At 70.3% G+C, this 17,489-nt stretch carries 16 protein-coding genes; 10 read left to right on the top strand and 6 right to left on the bottom strand.

From position 1 onward, the window contains the following. Positions 1–4: 4 nt before the first annotated feature. From LNK82_RS20585 to LNK82_RS20575, 3 genes are all read left to right on the top strand, one after another. Positions 5–547, top strand: a complete 543-nt coding sequence (locus tag LNK82_RS20585; RefSeq protein WP_230568655.1) for a potassium-transporting ATPase subunit C — start codon at positions 5–7, stop codon at positions 545–547. Between the two features lie 58 nt (positions 548–605). Beyond that, positions 606–3,182: a DUF4118 domain-containing protein gene (locus LNK82_RS20580; protein WP_230568654.1), complete on the top strand. Its 2,577-nt coding sequence runs from the start codon at positions 606–608 to the stop codon at positions 3,180–3,182. A gap of 219 nt (positions 3,183–3,401) precedes the next feature. Beyond that, positions 3,402–3,929 (top strand): family 43 glycosylhydrolase, encoded by a 528-nt coding sequence (locus LNK82_RS20575; protein WP_230568653.1) that lies wholly within the window; start codon positions 3,402–3,404, stop codon positions 3,927–3,929. A 345-nt stretch (positions 3,930–4,274) separates the two neighbouring features. Here LNK82_RS20575 and LNK82_RS20570 read toward each other — a convergent pair whose 3' ends face one another. Next, on the bottom strand, positions 4,275–4,547 hold the full coding sequence (locus LNK82_RS20570) for a GlsB/YeaQ/YmgE family stress response membrane protein (RefSeq protein ID WP_106620231.1): 273 nt from the start codon (positions 4,545–4,547) through the stop codon (positions 4,275–4,277). Positions 4,548–4,752: 205 nt separating this feature from the next. Next, positions 4,753–5,961, bottom strand: coding sequence for a PP2C family protein-serine/threonine phosphatase (locus tag LNK82_RS20565; protein ID WP_230568652.1), 1,209 nt, complete (start codon positions 5,959–5,961; stop codon positions 4,753–4,755). Between the two features lie 502 nt (positions 5,962–6,463). Here LNK82_RS20565 and LNK82_RS20560 point away from each other — a divergent pair. Both LNK82_RS20560 and LNK82_RS20555 read left to right on the top strand, forming a co-directional pair. Next, positions 6,464–6,673: a hypothetical protein gene (locus LNK82_RS20560; RefSeq protein ID WP_230568651.1), complete on the top strand. Its 210-nt coding sequence runs from the start codon at positions 6,464–6,466 to the stop codon at positions 6,671–6,673. A 325-nt stretch (positions 6,674–6,998) separates the two neighbouring features. Then, positions 6,999–7,370 (top strand): STAS domain-containing protein, encoded by a 372-nt coding sequence (locus tag LNK82_RS20555; protein ID WP_230568650.1) that lies wholly within the window; start codon positions 6,999–7,001, stop codon positions 7,368–7,370. Between the two features lie 253 nt (positions 7,371–7,623). Here the strand turns inward: LNK82_RS20555 and LNK82_RS20550 are convergent, their stop codons facing one another. Further along, positions 7,624–8,073 (bottom strand): ATP-binding protein, encoded by a 450-nt coding sequence (locus LNK82_RS20550; RefSeq protein WP_230568649.1) that lies wholly within the window; start codon positions 8,071–8,073, stop codon positions 7,624–7,626. 219 nt (positions 8,074–8,292) lie between these two features. Between LNK82_RS20550 and LNK82_RS20545 the strand changes: the two genes are divergently transcribed. Then, complete coding sequence (locus LNK82_RS20545; RefSeq protein WP_230568648.1) at positions 8,293–9,084, top strand: GNAT family N-acetyltransferase; 792 nt, start codon at positions 8,293–8,295, stop codon at positions 9,082–9,084. A 360-nt stretch (positions 9,085–9,444) separates the two neighbouring features. On the opposite strand, the gene LNK82_RS20540 is transcribed toward LNK82_RS20545, so the two are convergent. The 3 genes from LNK82_RS20540 to LNK82_RS20530 form a co-directional block, all read right to left on the bottom strand. Next, the gene (locus tag LNK82_RS20540) at positions 9,445–9,861 is read right to left on the bottom strand and encodes a DUF6892 domain-containing protein (protein ID WP_230568647.1); all 417 of its coding nucleotides are present in this window, start codon (positions 9,859–9,861) and stop codon (positions 9,445–9,447) included. 311 nt (positions 9,862–10,172) lie between these two features. Then, on the bottom strand, positions 10,173–11,297 hold the full coding sequence (locus LNK82_RS20535; protein WP_230568646.1) for a cytochrome P450: 1,125 nt from the start codon (positions 11,295–11,297) through the stop codon (positions 10,173–10,175). Between the two features lie 266 nt (positions 11,298–11,563). After that, positions 11,564–12,085, bottom strand: coding sequence for a hypothetical protein (locus tag LNK82_RS20530; RefSeq protein WP_230568645.1), 522 nt, complete (start codon positions 12,083–12,085; stop codon positions 11,564–11,566). Positions 12,086–12,658: 573 nt separating this feature from the next. Here LNK82_RS20530 and LNK82_RS20525 point away from each other — a divergent pair. The 4 genes from LNK82_RS20525 to LNK82_RS20510 all read left to right on the top strand — a co-directional run bounded on the left by LNK82_RS20525 (position 12,659) and on the right by LNK82_RS20510 (position 17,477). Further along, a complete protein-coding gene (locus tag LNK82_RS20525) occupies positions 12,659–14,608 on the top strand; it encodes an FAD-dependent oxidoreductase (protein ID WP_230568644.1) in 1,950 nt (649 codons plus the stop codon). An 18-nt stretch (positions 14,609–14,626) separates the two neighbouring features. Then, positions 14,627–15,796, top strand: coding sequence for a hypothetical protein (locus tag LNK82_RS20520; protein WP_230568643.1), 1,170 nt, complete (start codon positions 14,627–14,629; stop codon positions 15,794–15,796). Continuing rightward, the gene (locus LNK82_RS20515) at positions 15,796–16,179 is read left to right on the top strand and encodes a hypothetical protein (protein WP_230568642.1); all 384 of its coding nucleotides are present in this window, start codon (positions 15,796–15,798) and stop codon (positions 16,177–16,179) included. Before LNK82_RS20520 ends, LNK82_RS20515 begins: the two co-directional genes overlap by 1 nt. Positions 16,180–16,538: 359 nt before the next feature. Beyond that, on the top strand, positions 16,539–17,477 hold the full coding sequence (locus tag LNK82_RS20510) for an acyl-CoA desaturase (protein WP_230568641.1): 939 nt from the start codon (positions 16,539–16,541) through the stop codon (positions 17,475–17,477). The last annotated feature ends 12 nt before the right edge of the window (positions 17,478–17,489 follow it).

Genomic DNA, 17,489 nt, shown 5'->3' with positions numbered 1-17,489 from the left:
CTCCATGAACGCACTCGCCAAGCAGACCTTCGCCGGACTGCGCGTCCTGCTCGTGCTCACCGCGCTCACCGGCGTGCTCTACCCGGCGGCCGTGTGGACCGTCTCCCGTCTGCCCGGCCTGCACGCCAACGCCGAAGCCGTCCACACCACGCTGGTCGGTGCGGACCGTGACGGCGATCAGTGGTTCCGCACCCGGCCCTCGGCCGCGACGCTCCCCGCGTCCGGCGGTTCCAACAAGGGCGAGCTCAACCCCGACTACGACGCCGTCGTCGCCGAGCGCCGCACCGAGATCGCCCGACGCGAGGGCGTGGCCGAGGACCGCGTGCCGCAGGACGCGGTCACCGCCTCGGCGTCCGGTCTGGACCCGCACATCAGCCCCGCCTACGCCGAGCTCCAGGTGCCCCGCGTGGCCCGGGAGAACGGACTGGCCGAGGACGAGGTTCGGACGTTGGTCGCCGAGCACACGGACGGTCGCGCCCTCGGGTTCCTCGGTGAACCGGGGGTCAACGTGACCGCCCTGAACCGGGCGCTCGACGCGGCGGCATGACGATCGGGAGGCGATCACCGCCACGGTGCTCGCCTCCGCGCTTGCGGCCGGCGGGATCGTGGAGAGGCAGGCTGACGTGGTGCGGGGCAAGCGCGGTGAGCTGCGGATCTACCTGGGGGCCGCGCCCGGGGTCGGCAAGACCTTCGCGATGCTCGGAGAGGCGCACCGACGCCGTGAGCGCGGCACCGACGTGGTCGTCGGGCTGGTCGAGACCCACGGCCGGGACAGGACCGCGGCCCTGGTCGACGGGCTGGAGGTGCTCCCGCGCCGGCGGTCGCACCACCGCGGGGTGCGGGTCGACGAGATGGACGTCGACGGCCTGCTGGCCCGGCGGCCCGAGGTGGCTGTGGTGGACGAGTTGGCCCACACCAACCTGCCCGGGTCGCGCAACGCCAAGCGGTGGCAGGACGTCGAGGAGCTGCTCGACGCCGGGATCGACGTGTTGTCGACGGTCAACGTGCAGCACTTGGAGTCGCTCAACGACGTGGTCGAGCGGATCACCGGCGTGCGGCAGCGCGAGACCGTGCCGGACGAGGTGGTGCGGCGTGCCGAGCAGGTGGAGCTGGTCGACCTCACGCCGGAGGCGCTGCGCCGCCGCCTGGCGCACGGCAACGTGTACGCCGCGCACAAGATCGACGCGGCGCTGGGCAACTACTTCCGGGTCGGCAACCTCACCGCGTTGCGCGAACTGGCCCTGCTGTGGGTGGCCGACCAGGTCGATGTGGCGTTGCAGCGCTACCGCTCGGAGCAGAGCATCACCGACACCTGGGAGACCAGGGAACGGGTGGTCGTCGCGATCACCGGCGGCCCGGAGAGCGAGACCCTGATCCGCCGGGCGCGGCGCATCGCCGTGCGGGCGGGCGCCGAACTGCTGGTGGTGCACGTCCTGCGCGGTGACGGCCTCGCCGGTGCACCGCCGGACTCGATCGCGAGATCGCGCAGGACCACCGAGGGCGTCGGCGCGACGTTCCACACCGTGGTCGGCGACGACGTGCCCACCGCCCTGCTCGACTTCGCCCGCGCCGTCAACGCCACCCAGCTCGTGCTGGGAACGTCGCGCCGCTCGCGGCTGGCGCGGGTGTTCGACGAAGGCATCGGCTCGGCCGTCGTCCAGGACTCCGGGCCGATCGACGTGCACATGGTCACCCACGCGCAGGCCCGGCGCGCCTCCAGCCGGAGGGTCAACCGGGGTGCGCTGACCACGTCACGCCGACTGCTGGGATGGGTGTTGGCGACGGTGCTGCCCGCCGTGGTCACCGGACTGGGCATGCTCACCCGGGACGAGGTCTCCTTCTCCACCGACCTCATCGGGTTCTTCCTGGTCACGGTGGTCGCGGCGCTGGTCGGTGGGCTGGGTCCGGCGCTCGGCGCGGCGCTGCTGGGCGCGGGCCTGCTGAACTTCTTCTTCACCCCGCCGTACTACAGCCTGGCGGTCGCGACCCCGGAGAACCTGGTCACCCTGCTGGCCATGCTCCTGGTCGCGACCCTGGTCGCCCTGGTCGTGGACCGCGCCGCCCGGCTGGCCGAGCAGGGCGCGCGGGCCCGCACCGAGGCCGCGCTGCTCGCCTCCTACGCCCGCACCGTGCTGACCAGCCCGTTCCCCCTCGCCCGACTGCTGGAGAAGGTGCGGGAGAACTTCGGCCTGGAATCGGTGGCGTTGCTGGAACGCGGCGACGGCGAGTGGGAACGCGTCGCCTGCGCGGGCCCCCGGCCGTGCGACGAGCCCGACGAGGCCGATGTCGACGTGCCGGTCACCGCGGACGTGCACCTGGCCTTGCGCGGCCGCGCCCTGCCGGCGAGCGACCAGCAGGCGTTGGAAGCCGCCGCGGGCCAGGCGCTGCTCGCCCTGCGGCAGCAGCGCCTGGCCGCCCAGACCGCCGAAGCCCAGCGGCGCGCCGAGACGACCGAACTGCGCACCGCGATCCTGTCCGCCGTCGGCCACGACCTGCGCACCCCGCTGACCTCGATCAAAGCCGCCATCGGCAGCCTGCGCGACCCCGACCTGCGGCTCTCGCCCGAGGACACCGCCGAGCTGCTGGACACCGCCGAGGTCTCCACCGACCGGCTCGCCGGCCTGGTCGACAACCTGCTCGACTCCTCCCGCCTGGCCACCGGCGCCGTCGCGCCCCTGATCAGAGCCGTCACCTACGACGAGGCCGTCGCCCGCGCCCTGACCGGACTCGACGAGCGCCGACTGGTCTCGGTCGACGTCCCCGAGGACCTGCCGCCGGTGCTGGCCGACGTCGGCCTGTTGGAACGGGTGGTCGCCAACGTCGTGGACAACGCCCTGCGGCACGGCCGCCTCACCCCGCGCCGCCCGGTCGACGTGGACGGCGACGGCGCCATCACCCCAGACGAACCCGAGATCGCCGTCCGCGCCGGCGCCCACGGCGACCACGTCGAACTCCGCGTGGTCGACCACGGCCACGGGCTGCCCAAGAACACCGTCGACACCGTCTTCGCTCCGTTCCAACGCCTCGGCGACCGGGGCAACACCCCCGGCGTCGGCCTGGGGCTCAGCGTCGCCAAGGGCTTCACCGAGGCCATGGCCGGCACCATCACCGCCGAGGACACCCCAGGCGGCGGCCTGACCATCGTCCTCTCGCTACCCATGGCCAAGGCGGTGTCGGCATGACGACCGCCCCGAACCTCGTGGCCCGACTGCGCCGCAAGCCCGAACTGAGGAAGGCGCCCCAGGCGTCGAGGACGCGGAGAAGCCTCGGACCCGCGATCCGGTTCGAACCCGGGAGGTGTGAGCGTGGCCGGGTGCGCGCGGTGGTGACCTGAATGGACGATGCGACTGCGGCGGTGGTGCTTCCTCGTCTGGTCATCCCGGACAGGTCCGGGTTCGCCGATGGACTCGGGCAGCATGGTCTGCATCGCGGAGACGACCGTGGCTGATCCCACTCGTCTCATCAGCGAACCGGTGGTGCTGACGCGCCCGCTGTACGGCTGGGAGAACGTGCACGGGACGATCAACAACGAAGGCCCGTACCCGTTGCTGACCGACGAGACCGTGTACATCACGTACTCCGGTGGGGACTCCAGGGGCTACACCTATTCCATCGGGATGCTGAGCATTCCCCGAGGCGGTGACTACCTGGATGCCTCCGCGTGGTCCAAGGCGATCACGCCGGTCCTGAACTACCGGTCGGTGGAAGGGCTCTGTGGTGCCGGGCACAACTCCCTCTTCACCGACTACGACGGCAACACCTGGATCTGCTACCACGCGGTCGCCTCGCCCGTGGGTCACGACGTGGTCTCGTCCGCGATGCACCGAGTCCACTTCGGCAGGGACGGAATTCCCGTCTTCAACCTCAGCCCGGCCCGCGACCTGCGAGAGGAACTGACCGACGTTCGCCTCGAAGTGGTGGTGCCCTGATGCGCAGGACAGGCCCTACCTCGGGCTGACGGCATCGGCGAACGGCCTGGGCGGCACCCGGACCTGGTAGGGAGCCGCTGCCGGTGATCGTCGTCAACGGCTCGGACAGCGCGTGTGGACGGTTGTTCTTGTGACTGCACGAGTACGCCCACCTCCTGCTGCACACCGGCGGCCTGTGCGCACTGGTGACCGACCGCGCGGGTCGCTTCGACGCGGTTGACGTGTCCGGAGTGGACATCGATGAGCCGGTCGGTCGACCCGAAGTTCGTCCCGCTGCGTGTCCCAGGAAATGGTCGGGCCCGCCGGTGGGTGACCGGCGGGCCCGAGTGGTTCGGTGGTGTCGTGTCAGCTGTGTGCGCGGTGGCCGCGCTTGGTGACGACGTGGTAGATGCCGAGCACGATCAGCGAGCCGAGGATGGCCAGCAGCCAGGTGCTCAGGTCGAAGAAGCTGCCGATGTCGGAGCCGAAGATGGCGCGGCCGATGAATCCGCCGATGATGGCGCCCACGATGCCCAGCAGCATGGTGATGATGATGCCGCCCGGGTCCTTGCCGGGCATGATGGCCTTGGCGATGGCGCCGGCGATGAGACCCAGAACGATCCAACCCAGGATGCCCACGGTGGTTCCTCGTCCTCGTGCCACGGCGCCTTCTGCGACGCGGCGTGATCGCTACAGGGACCGGGTTGCCCAACTCGCACCCATTTCACACCTCCGTGACCTCCCCGCTGTCACCGCGCCGACTGGTCCCGTCCAGGTGCCGACCTGTCCCGGGGGTGCGGTCCTGTCACCCCGGTTCGGCAGGTGGCGGGTCCGGGCGGGCGGGTCAGGGGCGGTGGCGGGTCACGAGCACGGCGATGTCGTCGGTGGCGGGTTGGGTGCCGACGAGGCTCGCCATGACCTCGGCGCAGACCATCTCCGCGGTGGCCGGCACCACGTGCCCGAGCAGCTGCTCGAGTCGGCTGTCGAGGTCGACGCCGCGGCGTTCGACCAGCCCGTCGGTGTAGAACGCCAGCAGCGCGCCGGGTGGCAGGTCGAGGGTCGTGCCCTGGCGGCCGGTGACGGCCAGGTGGTGTCCGATTGGCGGTCCGACCGGAGCCGGGACCAGGCGGGACGGTTCGCCGGGGATGGCCAGCACGGGTGGCAGGTGGCCGGCCAGCGCCAGGTCGACGCGGGCGGTGGTGGTGTCGATCACGGCGTAGGCGACCGTGGCCATGGTGTGGGCCTCGAAGTGGCTGGCCTTGCGGTCGAGCTTGCCGAGCACCTCCGCCGGGTCGGGGAACTCCAGGGCGTAGGCGCGCAGGGCGCTGCGCAGTCGTCCCATGACGATGGCGGCCGGCAGCCCGCTGCCGACCACGTCACCGATGACCACGCCGATGCGATCGCCGGGCAGCGTGAACACGTCGTACCAGTCGCCGCCCACACCGTTCTCCGCGCCCGGCACGTAGCGCGCGGCGAACTCCCAGTCGGGAGTGGTCGGCAGCCGGCCGGGCAGGAGGCTCTCCTGGAGCAAGGCAGCCGCCGCCAGTTCGGACCGTGAGCGGTGCAGGTGCGCCGCGGTCGCCAGCCGATCGGCCGCGAGTTGGAGCAGGTCGACGTCTTCGTCGGTGAACCGGCGCGCAGCCGTGCTGCCGATGTGCAGCACACCGACCAGTCTGCCTTCGGCCACCATCGGCACGCCGAGCATGACCTGCAGACCGCGCTCCCACAGCAGGGGGTTGACCACGGTGGTGGGATCGACGTGGTCGATCTGCACCGGCTCCCGACGGCCGGCGACCATGCCGGCGAAGCCCGAGCCCACCGGTATCCGCACACCTTGGAGGACTTCTTCCTCCAGACCGGCGGTCGCCCTGGCCACCAAGTGCCCACCGCCGGAGTCCACCAGGAGCACCGTGGCGGTGTCGACCGCGAACAGCGACCGCAACTGCTGCAGCAGCACGTCGAACAGCTTGTCCAGGTCGAGCTCGCGCAGCCCGCTGTCGGTGATCGCCTCCAGCACCTGCAGCCGCCGAGGCACCCGCCCGGCATCCATCATCCACCCACTCCGTCCTGGTCGTCGAGCACACCCGAAGGACAGCACGAGCGTGTGACAGGGGCCATGCGAGCCGGCGCGGAACGACTGGGTGTACCCGTGACCGTAATACGGCTCGCGGACGAGTACCACCGCGGTCGACGCCGGGTGAGATCTGACCCGTTGACAGTAGGGAGTGCTCGACGTGGGGGACTCGGCGGGGATCCGCCGTCTTCACCGGGTAGAGGGGATGCCGGTCAAGGCGGCGTCGACGTCGCCGGGCCGGCTCGGACCCGTGTGCGCGCCGCGGCGATGGAAGAACACCGCGGCGTGGTCTGCGGACGGGCGACGTGAGAGGCGTGATGGCGAGCACCGGTCGTGGTGGAGCGCACCTCTTCGAGCCGAGCCAGGAGATCCAGCGTGAACTGGAGACCAACCCGAAGTACCGGCCCACCAGTCACCTGCGCGTCGAGGTAGCGGTCGACTCGTCCACGACGCGCACCTGCGCGGACCGAAGGTGGCCGACGTGTTCTCCATCACCAGATCCGTGCTGCCCACCCTGGTGGGAGTCGCGATGGCGGACGGCTTGTTCACCGACCTGGACGCACCGCTGGGGCAGGTGCTCGACGTCCGGCGCACACCGGCGGAGAACCACACCCTGCGCCACCTCCTGACCATGACCCGGGTTGGCGAGACCGAAGGCGTCTGGGACGTGGACGAGCTGTGGTGCCGGTGACCGAGCACGCGGCAGCCCGGTCGTTTCCCCCGCTGGGGATCAGCGACTGGGACCGGTCCGCGGACCCCGAGGGACTCGCCGTGGGATGGGCGCACCTCCGCCTGTCCGCGCAAGGACCGCCCTGGGACGGTTGTGGCTCGACGGGGCAGTCGGAGGCAGGCCGGTTCGTCCGGGTTCCCGCCCTCGGGTCGGCTCGTGTCGGAGATGGCTCGACGCAGGACCCGGGCAGCGTGTACCTCCTCGACCCCGCGGCCGTCACCACGCTTCCGCGAGTCAGGTCTGGACAGGGGCTGTGTAAGCTACGGGCAGCGGTCATGATGGTGCCGTGAATGCTGCTGACTCGCCCAATCCCGAGTTGACCACCGACTCGCACGGTGACGCGATGATCGTCCGCGTCGTCGGGGACATCGACATGGCCAACAGCGACGACCTGCGCGACCGCTGCCTGGAACTGCTCGACGGCGGCGCCGGTGCGCTGGTGATCGACCTGTCCGGGGTGACGTTCTTCGCCTCCTCCGGCATCGCCGCGCTCGGTCACATCCGTGCGCACAACGCCTCGCTCCGGCGCCGACCGGTCCACGTGGTGGCGAGCCGCGCCGTGCGCCGTTCACTGACGGCCACCGCGATGGACAAGCTGCTGCCGTTGCACGAGACGCTGGAACAAGCACTGGCCGACGTGCGAGCGGACGCCCTGTAGCACCGGAACGGAGTCGATCCCTCCCGCGGTCCGATGCGAGCGGGATCGACTCCCGGGCGTTCTCCCGGTTGAGAGCGGCGACGATGTGGACGGCGAGGCCGTGACCGAGGTCCTGCCCCGGTGTTGACAGTCGTTTTCACTGCGCTGTACGGCACGCTGTCGGCAGCGCTTGCGGCGATGGCGCTGCGTGGGCGGTGGCCCCCGCTGCGTCGCCACTCCGTGGGTCGATCACCGTCGAGTTCAGCCGGGGCGATCAGCCGGAGAGGACGGTGGTCGGGCGGTGGGAGTGGTGGGTCAGGACGGCCCAGACGGTCTTGCCGACCGCGTGGCGCACGGCTCCCCACTGTCGGCAGATCCGGTCCACGAGCAGCATCCCGCGACCACGTGTCGCTCGCACCGACGAGTCGCCCACCACCGGTATCTGTGGTGACAGGTCGGTCACTTCGATGCGGATCAGGTCGCGGCTGCGTCGCAGCCGCAGGTGCAGTGGGTGCCGGCCGTGCTCGTACGCGTTGGTGACCAGCTCGGACACCACCAGCTTGGCGTCGGTGATCTCGTCTTCTGCGAGGTCGGCGAGGACATCGCCGGTCCACTGCCGTGTCTCGACCAGATCGGGCACGACGCCCGTCAGTTCGAACGTCAGCGCTTCGAGGGGCTCGGCGGGTCGAGGTCTGGGTAGGTAGGCGGCGTCATCGGCCGTCATGATCGTCCTTCCTGCCGAAGACGTGGAACGTGGTGAGTTGGTACCCCCGCAGCTGATCGACAACACCCGCCTCGTGATCACCCGATGCGGGCACAGCCCACGACGACCCGTGCGCACGCACCGGTGAGGTGGCCGTCGTCGTGGGCGGTGCAGACCAGGCGCGTGCCGTCCCGCCAGGTGCCGAGCAGGGAGGCGCCGCCGATAGCATGATCAGCTGTGATGATCGAGGAGGCGATGGACCGCAACCTCGCCGCGCACGCAGCCCACCTGCACCGGCGTTCACCGAACGCCACGGTGAGCGACGCTGGTGACCTGCTCGTCGCCGACAGCGGGCTCGATGACGACACGTTCAACCTCGTCGCCGCCGCCCGCTTCACGCCGGCGAACGCGACCGAGCGCATCGAGCAGGCGGTCCGCGCCGTCCGGGCCACCGGACGACCCTTCTCCTGGTGGGTAGGCCCCGCCTCCGCACCCGCGAACCTCGCCGACCTGCTCACCGCGGCCGGCCTGCCCGCTTCGGGCTCCGAGACCGGGATGTGGCGCGACCTGACCGACCTGCCGGAGATCCCACCCACGGGCCGACTCGACATCCGCCCGGTGGCCACGCCGGACGACCTGGCCGACTTCGCCGCCGTGCTCGCCGCCAACTGGGACCCACCCGCGGCCACCGTGCGCCGCTTCTACGCCGACGCCGCGCCGCATGCCCTGTCCTCCCCGGCCCGCTACCTGCTCGGCCGCGTGGACGGCCGCCCCGTGTGCACCGCCGAGGCATTCCCGCACGCGGGCGTCGCGGGCATCTACAACATCTCCACCCTGGCGACCGACCGCCGCCGCGGCTACGGCGGCGCGATCACCCTGGCCGTCCTGCACGCCGCCCGCGCCGCGGGCGCCACCACAGCGGTCCTCCAGGCTTCGACCGACGGTGAACCCGTCTACCGCCGCCTCGGCTTCACCGCCTGCGGCCGGTTCACCGAGCACGCCTTCCCCCGCGTCACCGACCCGTCGGCATGACCACCTTCGCCGGGGTGGAGCACGATGTCGGACACGCTGCCCGTCGCGGTCCGTCGCCCTGCTCGGCCTCCGATGACCGGCCGAGCAGAACCAACCAGCTGGCGAGCCGGACGAAGATCAGGTACAGCGGTCGTGCGCCACACCTCACGATCAGGCCGCTGCGATACGATCAGGCCGCTGCGATCCGTGATCCACGTTCGCCGCAGCTCGGCCGGTGTGGAGTTCCGGCGCACGACACGGGCCGCGGACGGGCGCTCCCGTGCCTACTCGTCGGCGCGATGGCGCGCGCTGTCGATGAAGGCGCCGTCGTCGGAGAAGACCGCGTCGATTGCCGGACGTGCCCGAGCGGTAGTGGCCGGGTCAGAGCCAGTCTGCTTCGATTCCGCGGGCGCGCAGCGTCTCCAGCGACTCCTCGTTGCCCGTGTAGAACAGCGTCATCGACTTCAGGTTGGGAAAGTGCCGCAGGTCGGCGAACTCGTCGACGTCGAACAGTCCGTCCTCGCCGTCCCAGTTCGGCGCGATCTCGAGGTAGATCTCGTTGCCGCCGTCCATCTCGATCTCGGTGATCTTCTCCGCGAGCTCGGCGGGGACCTCGAGCGCCTCGAAGTAGGCCAGAGCCTCGGGCACCGCCTCAACGCTCCCGTCGTCGTAGGTGAAGCCCTGCTCGGCGGCGTGCTCGCGCAGGTCGAACCTCGGCAAGAGGCCCTGGTTGTACATCAGCTCTTGCACGACGGCGAGCTTGAAGTTGACGTCGGCGAACGGAATCGGCTGGCTCATACCCGAACCATATAGGCGGCGATTACACCACTGTCCGGAAGTCATCCTGTTCTCGTACCAGTGGTCGCAGCCACGAAGCGTGGCGACAGGGACTGGTGCAGCAGTCCGCGAGGAACGCCCGGTCACCGGGGGAGCTGCGGACGGGAGTTGCCCGGTTGGAACCGTCGGTGCAGGCGCCCGTCCTCGGGGAACGGTTCACGGGCGAGCAGGCCGGACTGGCGGGTATCGGCGAAGGGCTGTTCCGCGGGTTCGTGGAGAACGCGGGTTCGCCGTTCACCGACCGGGTCGACGTCATCCACGTCCCGGATCGGTCATGCCGGGAGCACGCGCAGCCGCAGGTGGCGGGGAGCGTGCAGGGTGCCGAAGGTCGGTGCGGGATCGCGGTGAGGAGTCAGGTGGCGGTTCTTCAGAACGGCCGCGAGGACGACGGTCAGCTGCGTGAGCGCCAGTTGCGAGGCAGGGCAGGTGCGGGGGCCGAGCGCGAAGGGCAGGTAGCTGCCCGGCGCCGGGTGGAAGCCCGGGCTCCAGCGCTGCGGGTGGAATCGCGAGGGCTCCGGGTAGGCGTCCGGGTCGTGCTGGTTGAGGTAGGGGCTGAACAGCAGGGTCGTCCCCGTCGGCAGTCCGCGGGTCGGCGCGGTGAGCTGCCGCCGCAGTTGCCACACCGGTGGGTGCAGGCGCAGGGTTTCGCGGATCACCGCCCGGCACAGCGGGAGGTCCGCCGTCGGGTCCGGGTGCGCGGTGGCCTCGGCCCGGGCCCGCTCCTGCACGTCGGGGTGGGTGGACAGTTCGTGCAAGGCCCAGGCCAGCGCGGTGGCGGGGACGTGGTGGCTGGACAGCAGCATGGTGCGCAGCGTCAGCGTCACGGTGTGCTCGCTGAACCCGTGGTCGGTCAGGACCGCCCGCAGTCCCGCGGGTGAAGGGTGGGTGAGGATGTGCTGCCGGATGGCGTTGTAGGTGGCGCGCTGGGCGTGCCGCAGACGACGGCGTCCGAGCGGCCAACGGGTCCGCCCGGCCAGGACCAGTTCGCGTTCGACCAGAGCGGACAACGCCTCGGACGTCTCGCCCAGCAGGTGTCGGGTGTTGACGGCGGAGATCAGGCTGACGGTTGCGTCCCCGGCGTCGACGACGCCGGGTGACGGCCAGGCGGACACGGCACGCTCGGCCTGTTCGGCGATCACGGAGATGGCCGGGGTCAGTCGCGAAGCGGTCAGGAAGGGGCGCATGGCACGGCGCACCGCCATCCAGGTGTCCAAGCCGTTCGGTCCCCATGAGGTGATGCCGGTGCGCCGCGCGGACCTGACCGTCGACGTGTCCTTGCTCGCCAGCAGGCGCTCGGTCTCGGTGGGGTCGGTCACCAGCCGCAGACCGTGCTCGAGCTCGGTGACGCCTCCACCGGACCCCGCGGCCGCGGTCAGGGCGTCGAGTGGCCCGGTCATCGCGTCTCACCTTCGAGTGGGCGACGGCATCGCCCGGACCACCGGTGACGGGCGGTCCGGGCGAAGCGGGTCACACCGGCGGGTAGGCGTAGTAGCCGGTGGTGGCCGGGCGACGACGACGCAGGATCATTCTCAAGAGTTTCATCGCATCCATCCTTGCGTGGAGGAAAGCCAGTATTGCCAAAGGTTTCCGCAGTGGTCAAGGAGGGGCGGGCCTGGTTCACCCCGATGCGGCGACCGGCCGCCGACGACCGATGTGGGGCACGTCAGCCGAAGACGTAGATGCCGCTGCCGGAGGCCGTGGTGAGCCCGGGTTCGGCAAGGCAGGCCAGGAGGTTGAGGTTGAGCAGTTCGACGACGTGCGTGGTGGAGTCACCGGTGAACTTGCCCGCGGTCACCGTCCCGTTCTCCACGATGACCAGCGTTCCCAGGACGTAGTTGGCGGACCGGTTGTAGTTGATCGTGCTGGTTTCACCGGTGTTCCAGGTGATGGTGTACGAACCACTGCCTGACGCCGCGAGGTCGCTGCACGAGCGGTTGAGGCCGCGGATGGTCGCCTGCACGTGCCCTCCCGTCACCGCCGGATGGGAGAGGGACGTGCACGAGAGGACGTTGTACACGCTCACGTCCACCGGCCGAGGTGTGGTGAGCAGGCCGGGGGAATAGGTCACCGACTCGTTCTCCGCGCAGGTGAGATCGCCCGGCGCCGCGTGCGCGGGGGACGGTGGGAACAGCAGGGACGACGTGATCAGCGCGACCGGGACGAGCAGACCTCGGATACGTCCCACCGCCACCACCTCCACAGGACGGGCACCCGAACGGGCGCGTGAGAAGACTGCGATCCATGGCGACACAGGCCGGTGCGCGGGCGCCGTAACGCCTGCGCCGCCCACGCCACCCGTCGAGTCACAGGACGGCGGTGCCGCCGGGCTTGAGGTGCGACCTGGGTTCCCAGCGCGCGGTCGACGTCCACTACGGCTGCGGAAGCGGGCACGTGGAACAGCCCCGTGGCACCGAGCAGGGCGCTGACGCAGCGACGATCGACGAACGCAGACGCATGAGGATTCCCGTTCTTCGGAAGTGTGATGGGGGACGAGTCTCGCGGCTCGATCCTCCGTCCTCAATCGGCTGAAGGGCTTGCGGCGGAACACCGTCCGTCGATGTCCCTTGCCACACGCCGCAGAACTGCGGAGTCGGTTGGAGGCACTGCCCCGCAGCATCCGACACCGGATCAACCCGCACTTTGCGGGAACATGCCCACTGAGGATTCGCCACGGTCTCCGGGGCAACTCGGAGGGAGCAACCGGAAACACTCGATCCGGGACTGCCGGCGACGGTGCCGACTGCCAGAGAATCAAGCGATGTCTCGAAAAGCTGACGCCCTGCCCAGCGTCATCGTCGTGGGCGCCGGGATGTCCGGGTTGGCCGCCGCGCGGGCGCTGCGTGAACTCGGCCACCCCGTCACCGTCCTGGAAGCACGCGACCGGGTCGGCGGGCGGATCTGGACCGACGAGCACGGGGTCGACCTGGGCGCGCACTGGATCCACGGCACGGACGGCAACCCGATCACCGAGCGGGTCGAGGACCTGGGCATCCCCTACAGCTACGTGGGCGGTGACAGCGCCTACACAGGGGGCTTCGACAGCTTGGACCTGTTCGGCGCGGACCGCCGCCTGACGAACCACCGCCGCAAGAGCCGCACCCTGGAACTGGCCGACGACGTGCTGCACGAGATCGAGCGGCAGGCCTCGATCGCGCGCAAGGAGCAGCACCCGGACATCCCGCTCGGCGAGGCCGTGCGCGGGGTCCTCGCCGCGCGCCGGTTGCCGCCGGAGGACGAGCAGGCGGTCCGCTACCACCTCAACGTGCTCCTGCGGGAGGACGTCGCCGAGGACCCCGACAGGCTGTCCCTGCAGTTCTGGGAGGACGGCTATCTGGTCTACGGCTACGGTGACAGCACCCTGCACCAGGGTTACCAGTCGGTGGTCGACGCCCTCGCCGAAGGGCTGGACGTCCGGCTGGGCCACGTGGTCGTGCGGATCGACACCACCACCGGACCGGTGCGGGTCACGACCGACCGGGGTGACTTCGAGGCCGACAGGGTGCTCGTGACCGTGCCGCTCGGGGTGCTGAAGTCCGAGGTAGTGCGCTTCGATCCGCCGCTGCCGGAGATCAAGCGGTCGGCGATCGCCCGGTTGGGGTTCGGCACACTCAACAAGATCGCCCTGCACTACCGCGAGCCCTTCTGGCCGACGGAGCAGTACGTCTTCGGCTACCTGTGCCGCGACACCGACCGCTATCCCACGGTCGTCATCAGCATGTGGAAGTCCCACGGCAAGCCGGTCCTGGTGATGCTGCTGGGCGCTTCGCTCGGCCGCGAGGCGGAGACCTGGTCCGATCAGGAGGTCGCCACCTACGCCCGCACCATCGTCGAGGACCTGTTCGGCGCCGCCGCGCCGGTGCCCGAGCACATCTCCCGCACCGCGTGGTCGTCCGACCCCTTCGCCTTGGGCTCGTACACCTGCATCGGCGTCGACTCCTCGTCGAAGGACATCGGCACGCTCGCCGAACCGGTCGGTGACCGGCTGTACTTCGCCGGTGAGGGCACCAACCCCTACCACTGGGGTTGCGTGCACAGCGCCTACGAGTCCGGCCTGCGTGAAGCCGCGCGGATCAGCGGGGACGCCACCCTCTACACCCCGCCGAGTGCCGGGATCTCCCGCCGTCAGTCGCGCAACACCGACCGCGTGCTGCGCTTCGCGCGGCTGCGGATGACGCACATCGACGAGCGTGATCTGAGCGAGAGGGTGGCGTGCCTGCGCGAGGGCGTCGATCCGCACGGCGTGCGGCTCTTCGCCTCGCTGGCCGACTCCGAACTGGAGACGCTCGCCTCGATGTTCGACGAGATCCCGTTCACCGCGGGCGATGCCATCTGCCGCGAGGACGACCCGGCGCACGGGGTGTTCCTCGTCGCCCACGGCCAGGTCGAGGTCGACTTCGGCGGCATCTACGACCGCGCGATCGTGGGTCGCGGGGCCGTGCTCGGCCACCACGACCTGTTCTTCAACGCCCGCACCACGTCGGTGACGGCACTCGGCGACGTGGTCCTGTTCTACCTCGACCACTACCGGTACCAGAGCTTCCTCCACGCCTTCCCCGACGTGCTGATGCTGATGATGTCGGACCTGGTCACGCGGTGGGAGCAGCTGGAGAACACGCTCGGTTCCACGATCCTGTCCGCTGCCGTGGGGGAGACCGGAGCGGCCGCGTGGGGTGTCAAGAGCCGGCCGCACGACCCGACCTGCGGTTAGGCACCGGGCGGTGATCCGGTGCTGCACGCGCAGGCGCTGTCGCCGCTGTGCCATGATCTGGTCGTGGGGGACTCCTTCAAGGTCGCACCGAAGGCCGTCGAGCTGCTGGGCGGGCTCGTGCAGCGCCAGAGCTCCGGCATCGCCGCGCACCTCAAGGCACTGGAGCACAACCAGGTCGACGACCTGGGCCAGGGGGTCTTCCTGGAGCTCTCCGGCCACCTGGAGAACCTGCGCTTCCACGCGCAGGACAACACCCGGCGCGCACTGAGCCTCGCCGGCTCGTCGGCGGTCGAACTGACCAAAGCGGCCGAGTTCTACCGCACCACGGACCGCGACCAGGCCGGCCGGCTGGACCAGGTGTACCCGGCGGTGCCGACGTACCCGAGGAACGTCGAGGCGAGCGAACTGCCGCCGGGCGTCGCGTCGAGCGGATTCGTCGACGTGGTCGAGACCAGGTACTACAACGGCCCCGGCGAGACGAGCATCGAGAACGAAGTGCTGCGGGACAAGTGGCCGATGGGGGTCGAGGACAAGCTGGGCAAGTGGCTCGAGGTCGGGGACTTCGGCTCGGTGGCCGCGACAGCCGACAAGATCGCGCAGAAGATCCTCGGGTGGAGTCCGCTCGACCGCATTACCGAGGTCTACAGCGGCGACTGGAACGGCATCTACCGGGAGAGCGTCGTCATCGCCGACACGGGCACCGCGTTCGACGGCATCGCCAAGAACGTCCAGCGCGGCCGTTATGCCATCCAGGACGGCTGGGACGGCAACGCGGCTGCGGCGGCCGAGCGGTGGCTCGACGAGTTCGCCCTCGGCTGCGCGGAGCACGCGAAGTACTGCCACGACGTGGCCAAGAAGGTCTCGCTGCTGGCCGAGTCCGCCTTCCACCTGTACCAGACGATCGGCGTCCTGCTGGAAACGATGATCGACGCCATCGTCGCGCTGCTCACCGCGATGAGGGGCAACGCGGTGGCCAAGTTCATCGGCACGATCGCCGACGTCGCGACCGGCGGCGCGGCGAAGTTCCTCGGCTCGATCATCGGCATCGCCAACCAGATCCAGTCCGCGGTCGACCAGGTCCGGGCACTCGTGCACGGGTTCGCCGCCGTCGTGCAGGCCGCGCGGGCGCAGGGCGACGGCGTGCGCGCGATCTGGCCGTGGTCCCACTTCGACCACCCGGGAGCGTGATGACGAACCCGTTCGCGACCGCAGACGGCGTGCAGGCGCAGCACAACCTGTTCCGCGTGCTCGCCGCGGCGGACGACGGCGCCGTCTCCGACTTCGCGAAGGAGGTCGTCGCCGGCCGCTCCACCCCGCGCGACCTGCTCACCCAGCAGTGGGCGGTGGAGTCGGTGGCGGACAGGACCTCCGCCGCGATCGACGAGTTCCAACACCTGCCCGAAACCGAACGCACCGCGCTCGTCGGGCAAGGCGCGGCATTCCTCGACGAGTACATCGCCGGGCTCGCGAACCTGGACGTCGAGGCCGAGCTGACGCCGCCACCGCGCGGGACTGCCCGCGACGACGACGATGACGAGCCGGGACCGTCGTTGCTGAGAGACGCCTGGTAGCCCTCTGCTGTCCGGGGTGTTCTCGACAACTCCGTCCTGCACCCATTTGGGCATGATCGATCGGAATGGTGTCGAGTGGATTCCGGCTGGTGCCGTTCACGGTCGAAGAATATCTGAAAGATTACCGGTGATTTCGGTCCTGGCGGGCGGCGATCCATCTTCAATGGGTCGACAGTGTCCAGGCGGCCCCAGCCTGTTCGAACGCCGAGGGCGTCGGTGCCACCACGCCGGTTTGCCAACGCCGTGCCACGGGTACCCGACCGATTCGGCGGCTGCCTGTCGCCGCACCCGCCCAACCCCCACACCGATCGCCCCGGACCCCGGCGACGGAGAACAACGCCGTTGCCGGAGGTACGAACATGAGCACGAAAGTCCGATCGGACGTCCTGCGAGCCGACAAAGCGCCGCAGCCCGTGCTGGCCGGGGTGAAGTCACCGGCCGAGATGTTCCTGGTCAAGTTGTTCGCGGTGATCCCGGCCCTGGCGCTCGCCGCGGCGGTTCCGCTGGCGTGGGGCTGGGGTCTGGGTTGGGTCGACCTCGGCCTCGCCGTCTTCTTCTACACCCTCACCTGCCTCGGGGTGACGATCGGGTTCCACCGCTATTTCACCCACGGCGCGTTCAGGGCCAACCGTGGGCTGAGGATCGCGCTCGCGGTGGTCGGCAGCATGGCCATGCAGGGCCCGGTCGTCGGCTGGGTCGCCGACCACCGCCGGCACCACGCCTACGCCGACCGCGAAGGCGACCCCCACTCCCCGTGGCTCTTCGGGACGTCGGCCGGCGCGCTGGCCAAGGGTTTCTGGCACGCCCACATGGGCTGGCTGTTCCAGCGGGAGCTGACGAACGCCGCCCGCTTCGCCTCGGACCTGCTCGCCGACGAGGACATCCAGCGCGTCAACCGCTGGTTCCCCGCGCTGACCGCGGTGACGCTGCTCGCACCCGGGCTCGCCGGGGGCCTCATCACGTGGAGCTGGTGGGGTGCGCTGACCGGGTTCTTCTGGGCCGGCCTGGTGCGCGTCGCCGTGCTGCACCACGTCACGTGGTCGGTGAACTCGATCTGCCACATGATCGGCGACCGCCCCTTCGCCTCGCGCGACAAGTCCGCCAACTTCTGGCCGCTCGCGATCCTGTCGATGGGCGAGTCCTGGCACAACTCCCACCACGCCGACCCCACCTGCGCCCGCCACGGCGTGCGACGCGGCCAGATCGACATCTCCGCGCGGCTGATCCGGGTCTTCGAGGTGTTCGGCTGGGCCACCAACGTCCGCTGGCCGCGGCCGGCCCGGACCCACAAGGCCTGACAACCGCGGACG

Origin of the sequence: Saccharothrix luteola (assembly GCF_020859565.1) — a bacterium.
In the GTDB taxonomy this organism is placed as follows: Bacteria; Actinomycetota; Actinomycetes; order Mycobacteriales; family Pseudonocardiaceae; genus Actinosynnema; species Actinosynnema luteola.
The sequence above is the reverse complement of the archived record's forward strand: the minus strand, read 5'-3'. Positions and strand labels throughout refer to the sequence as shown.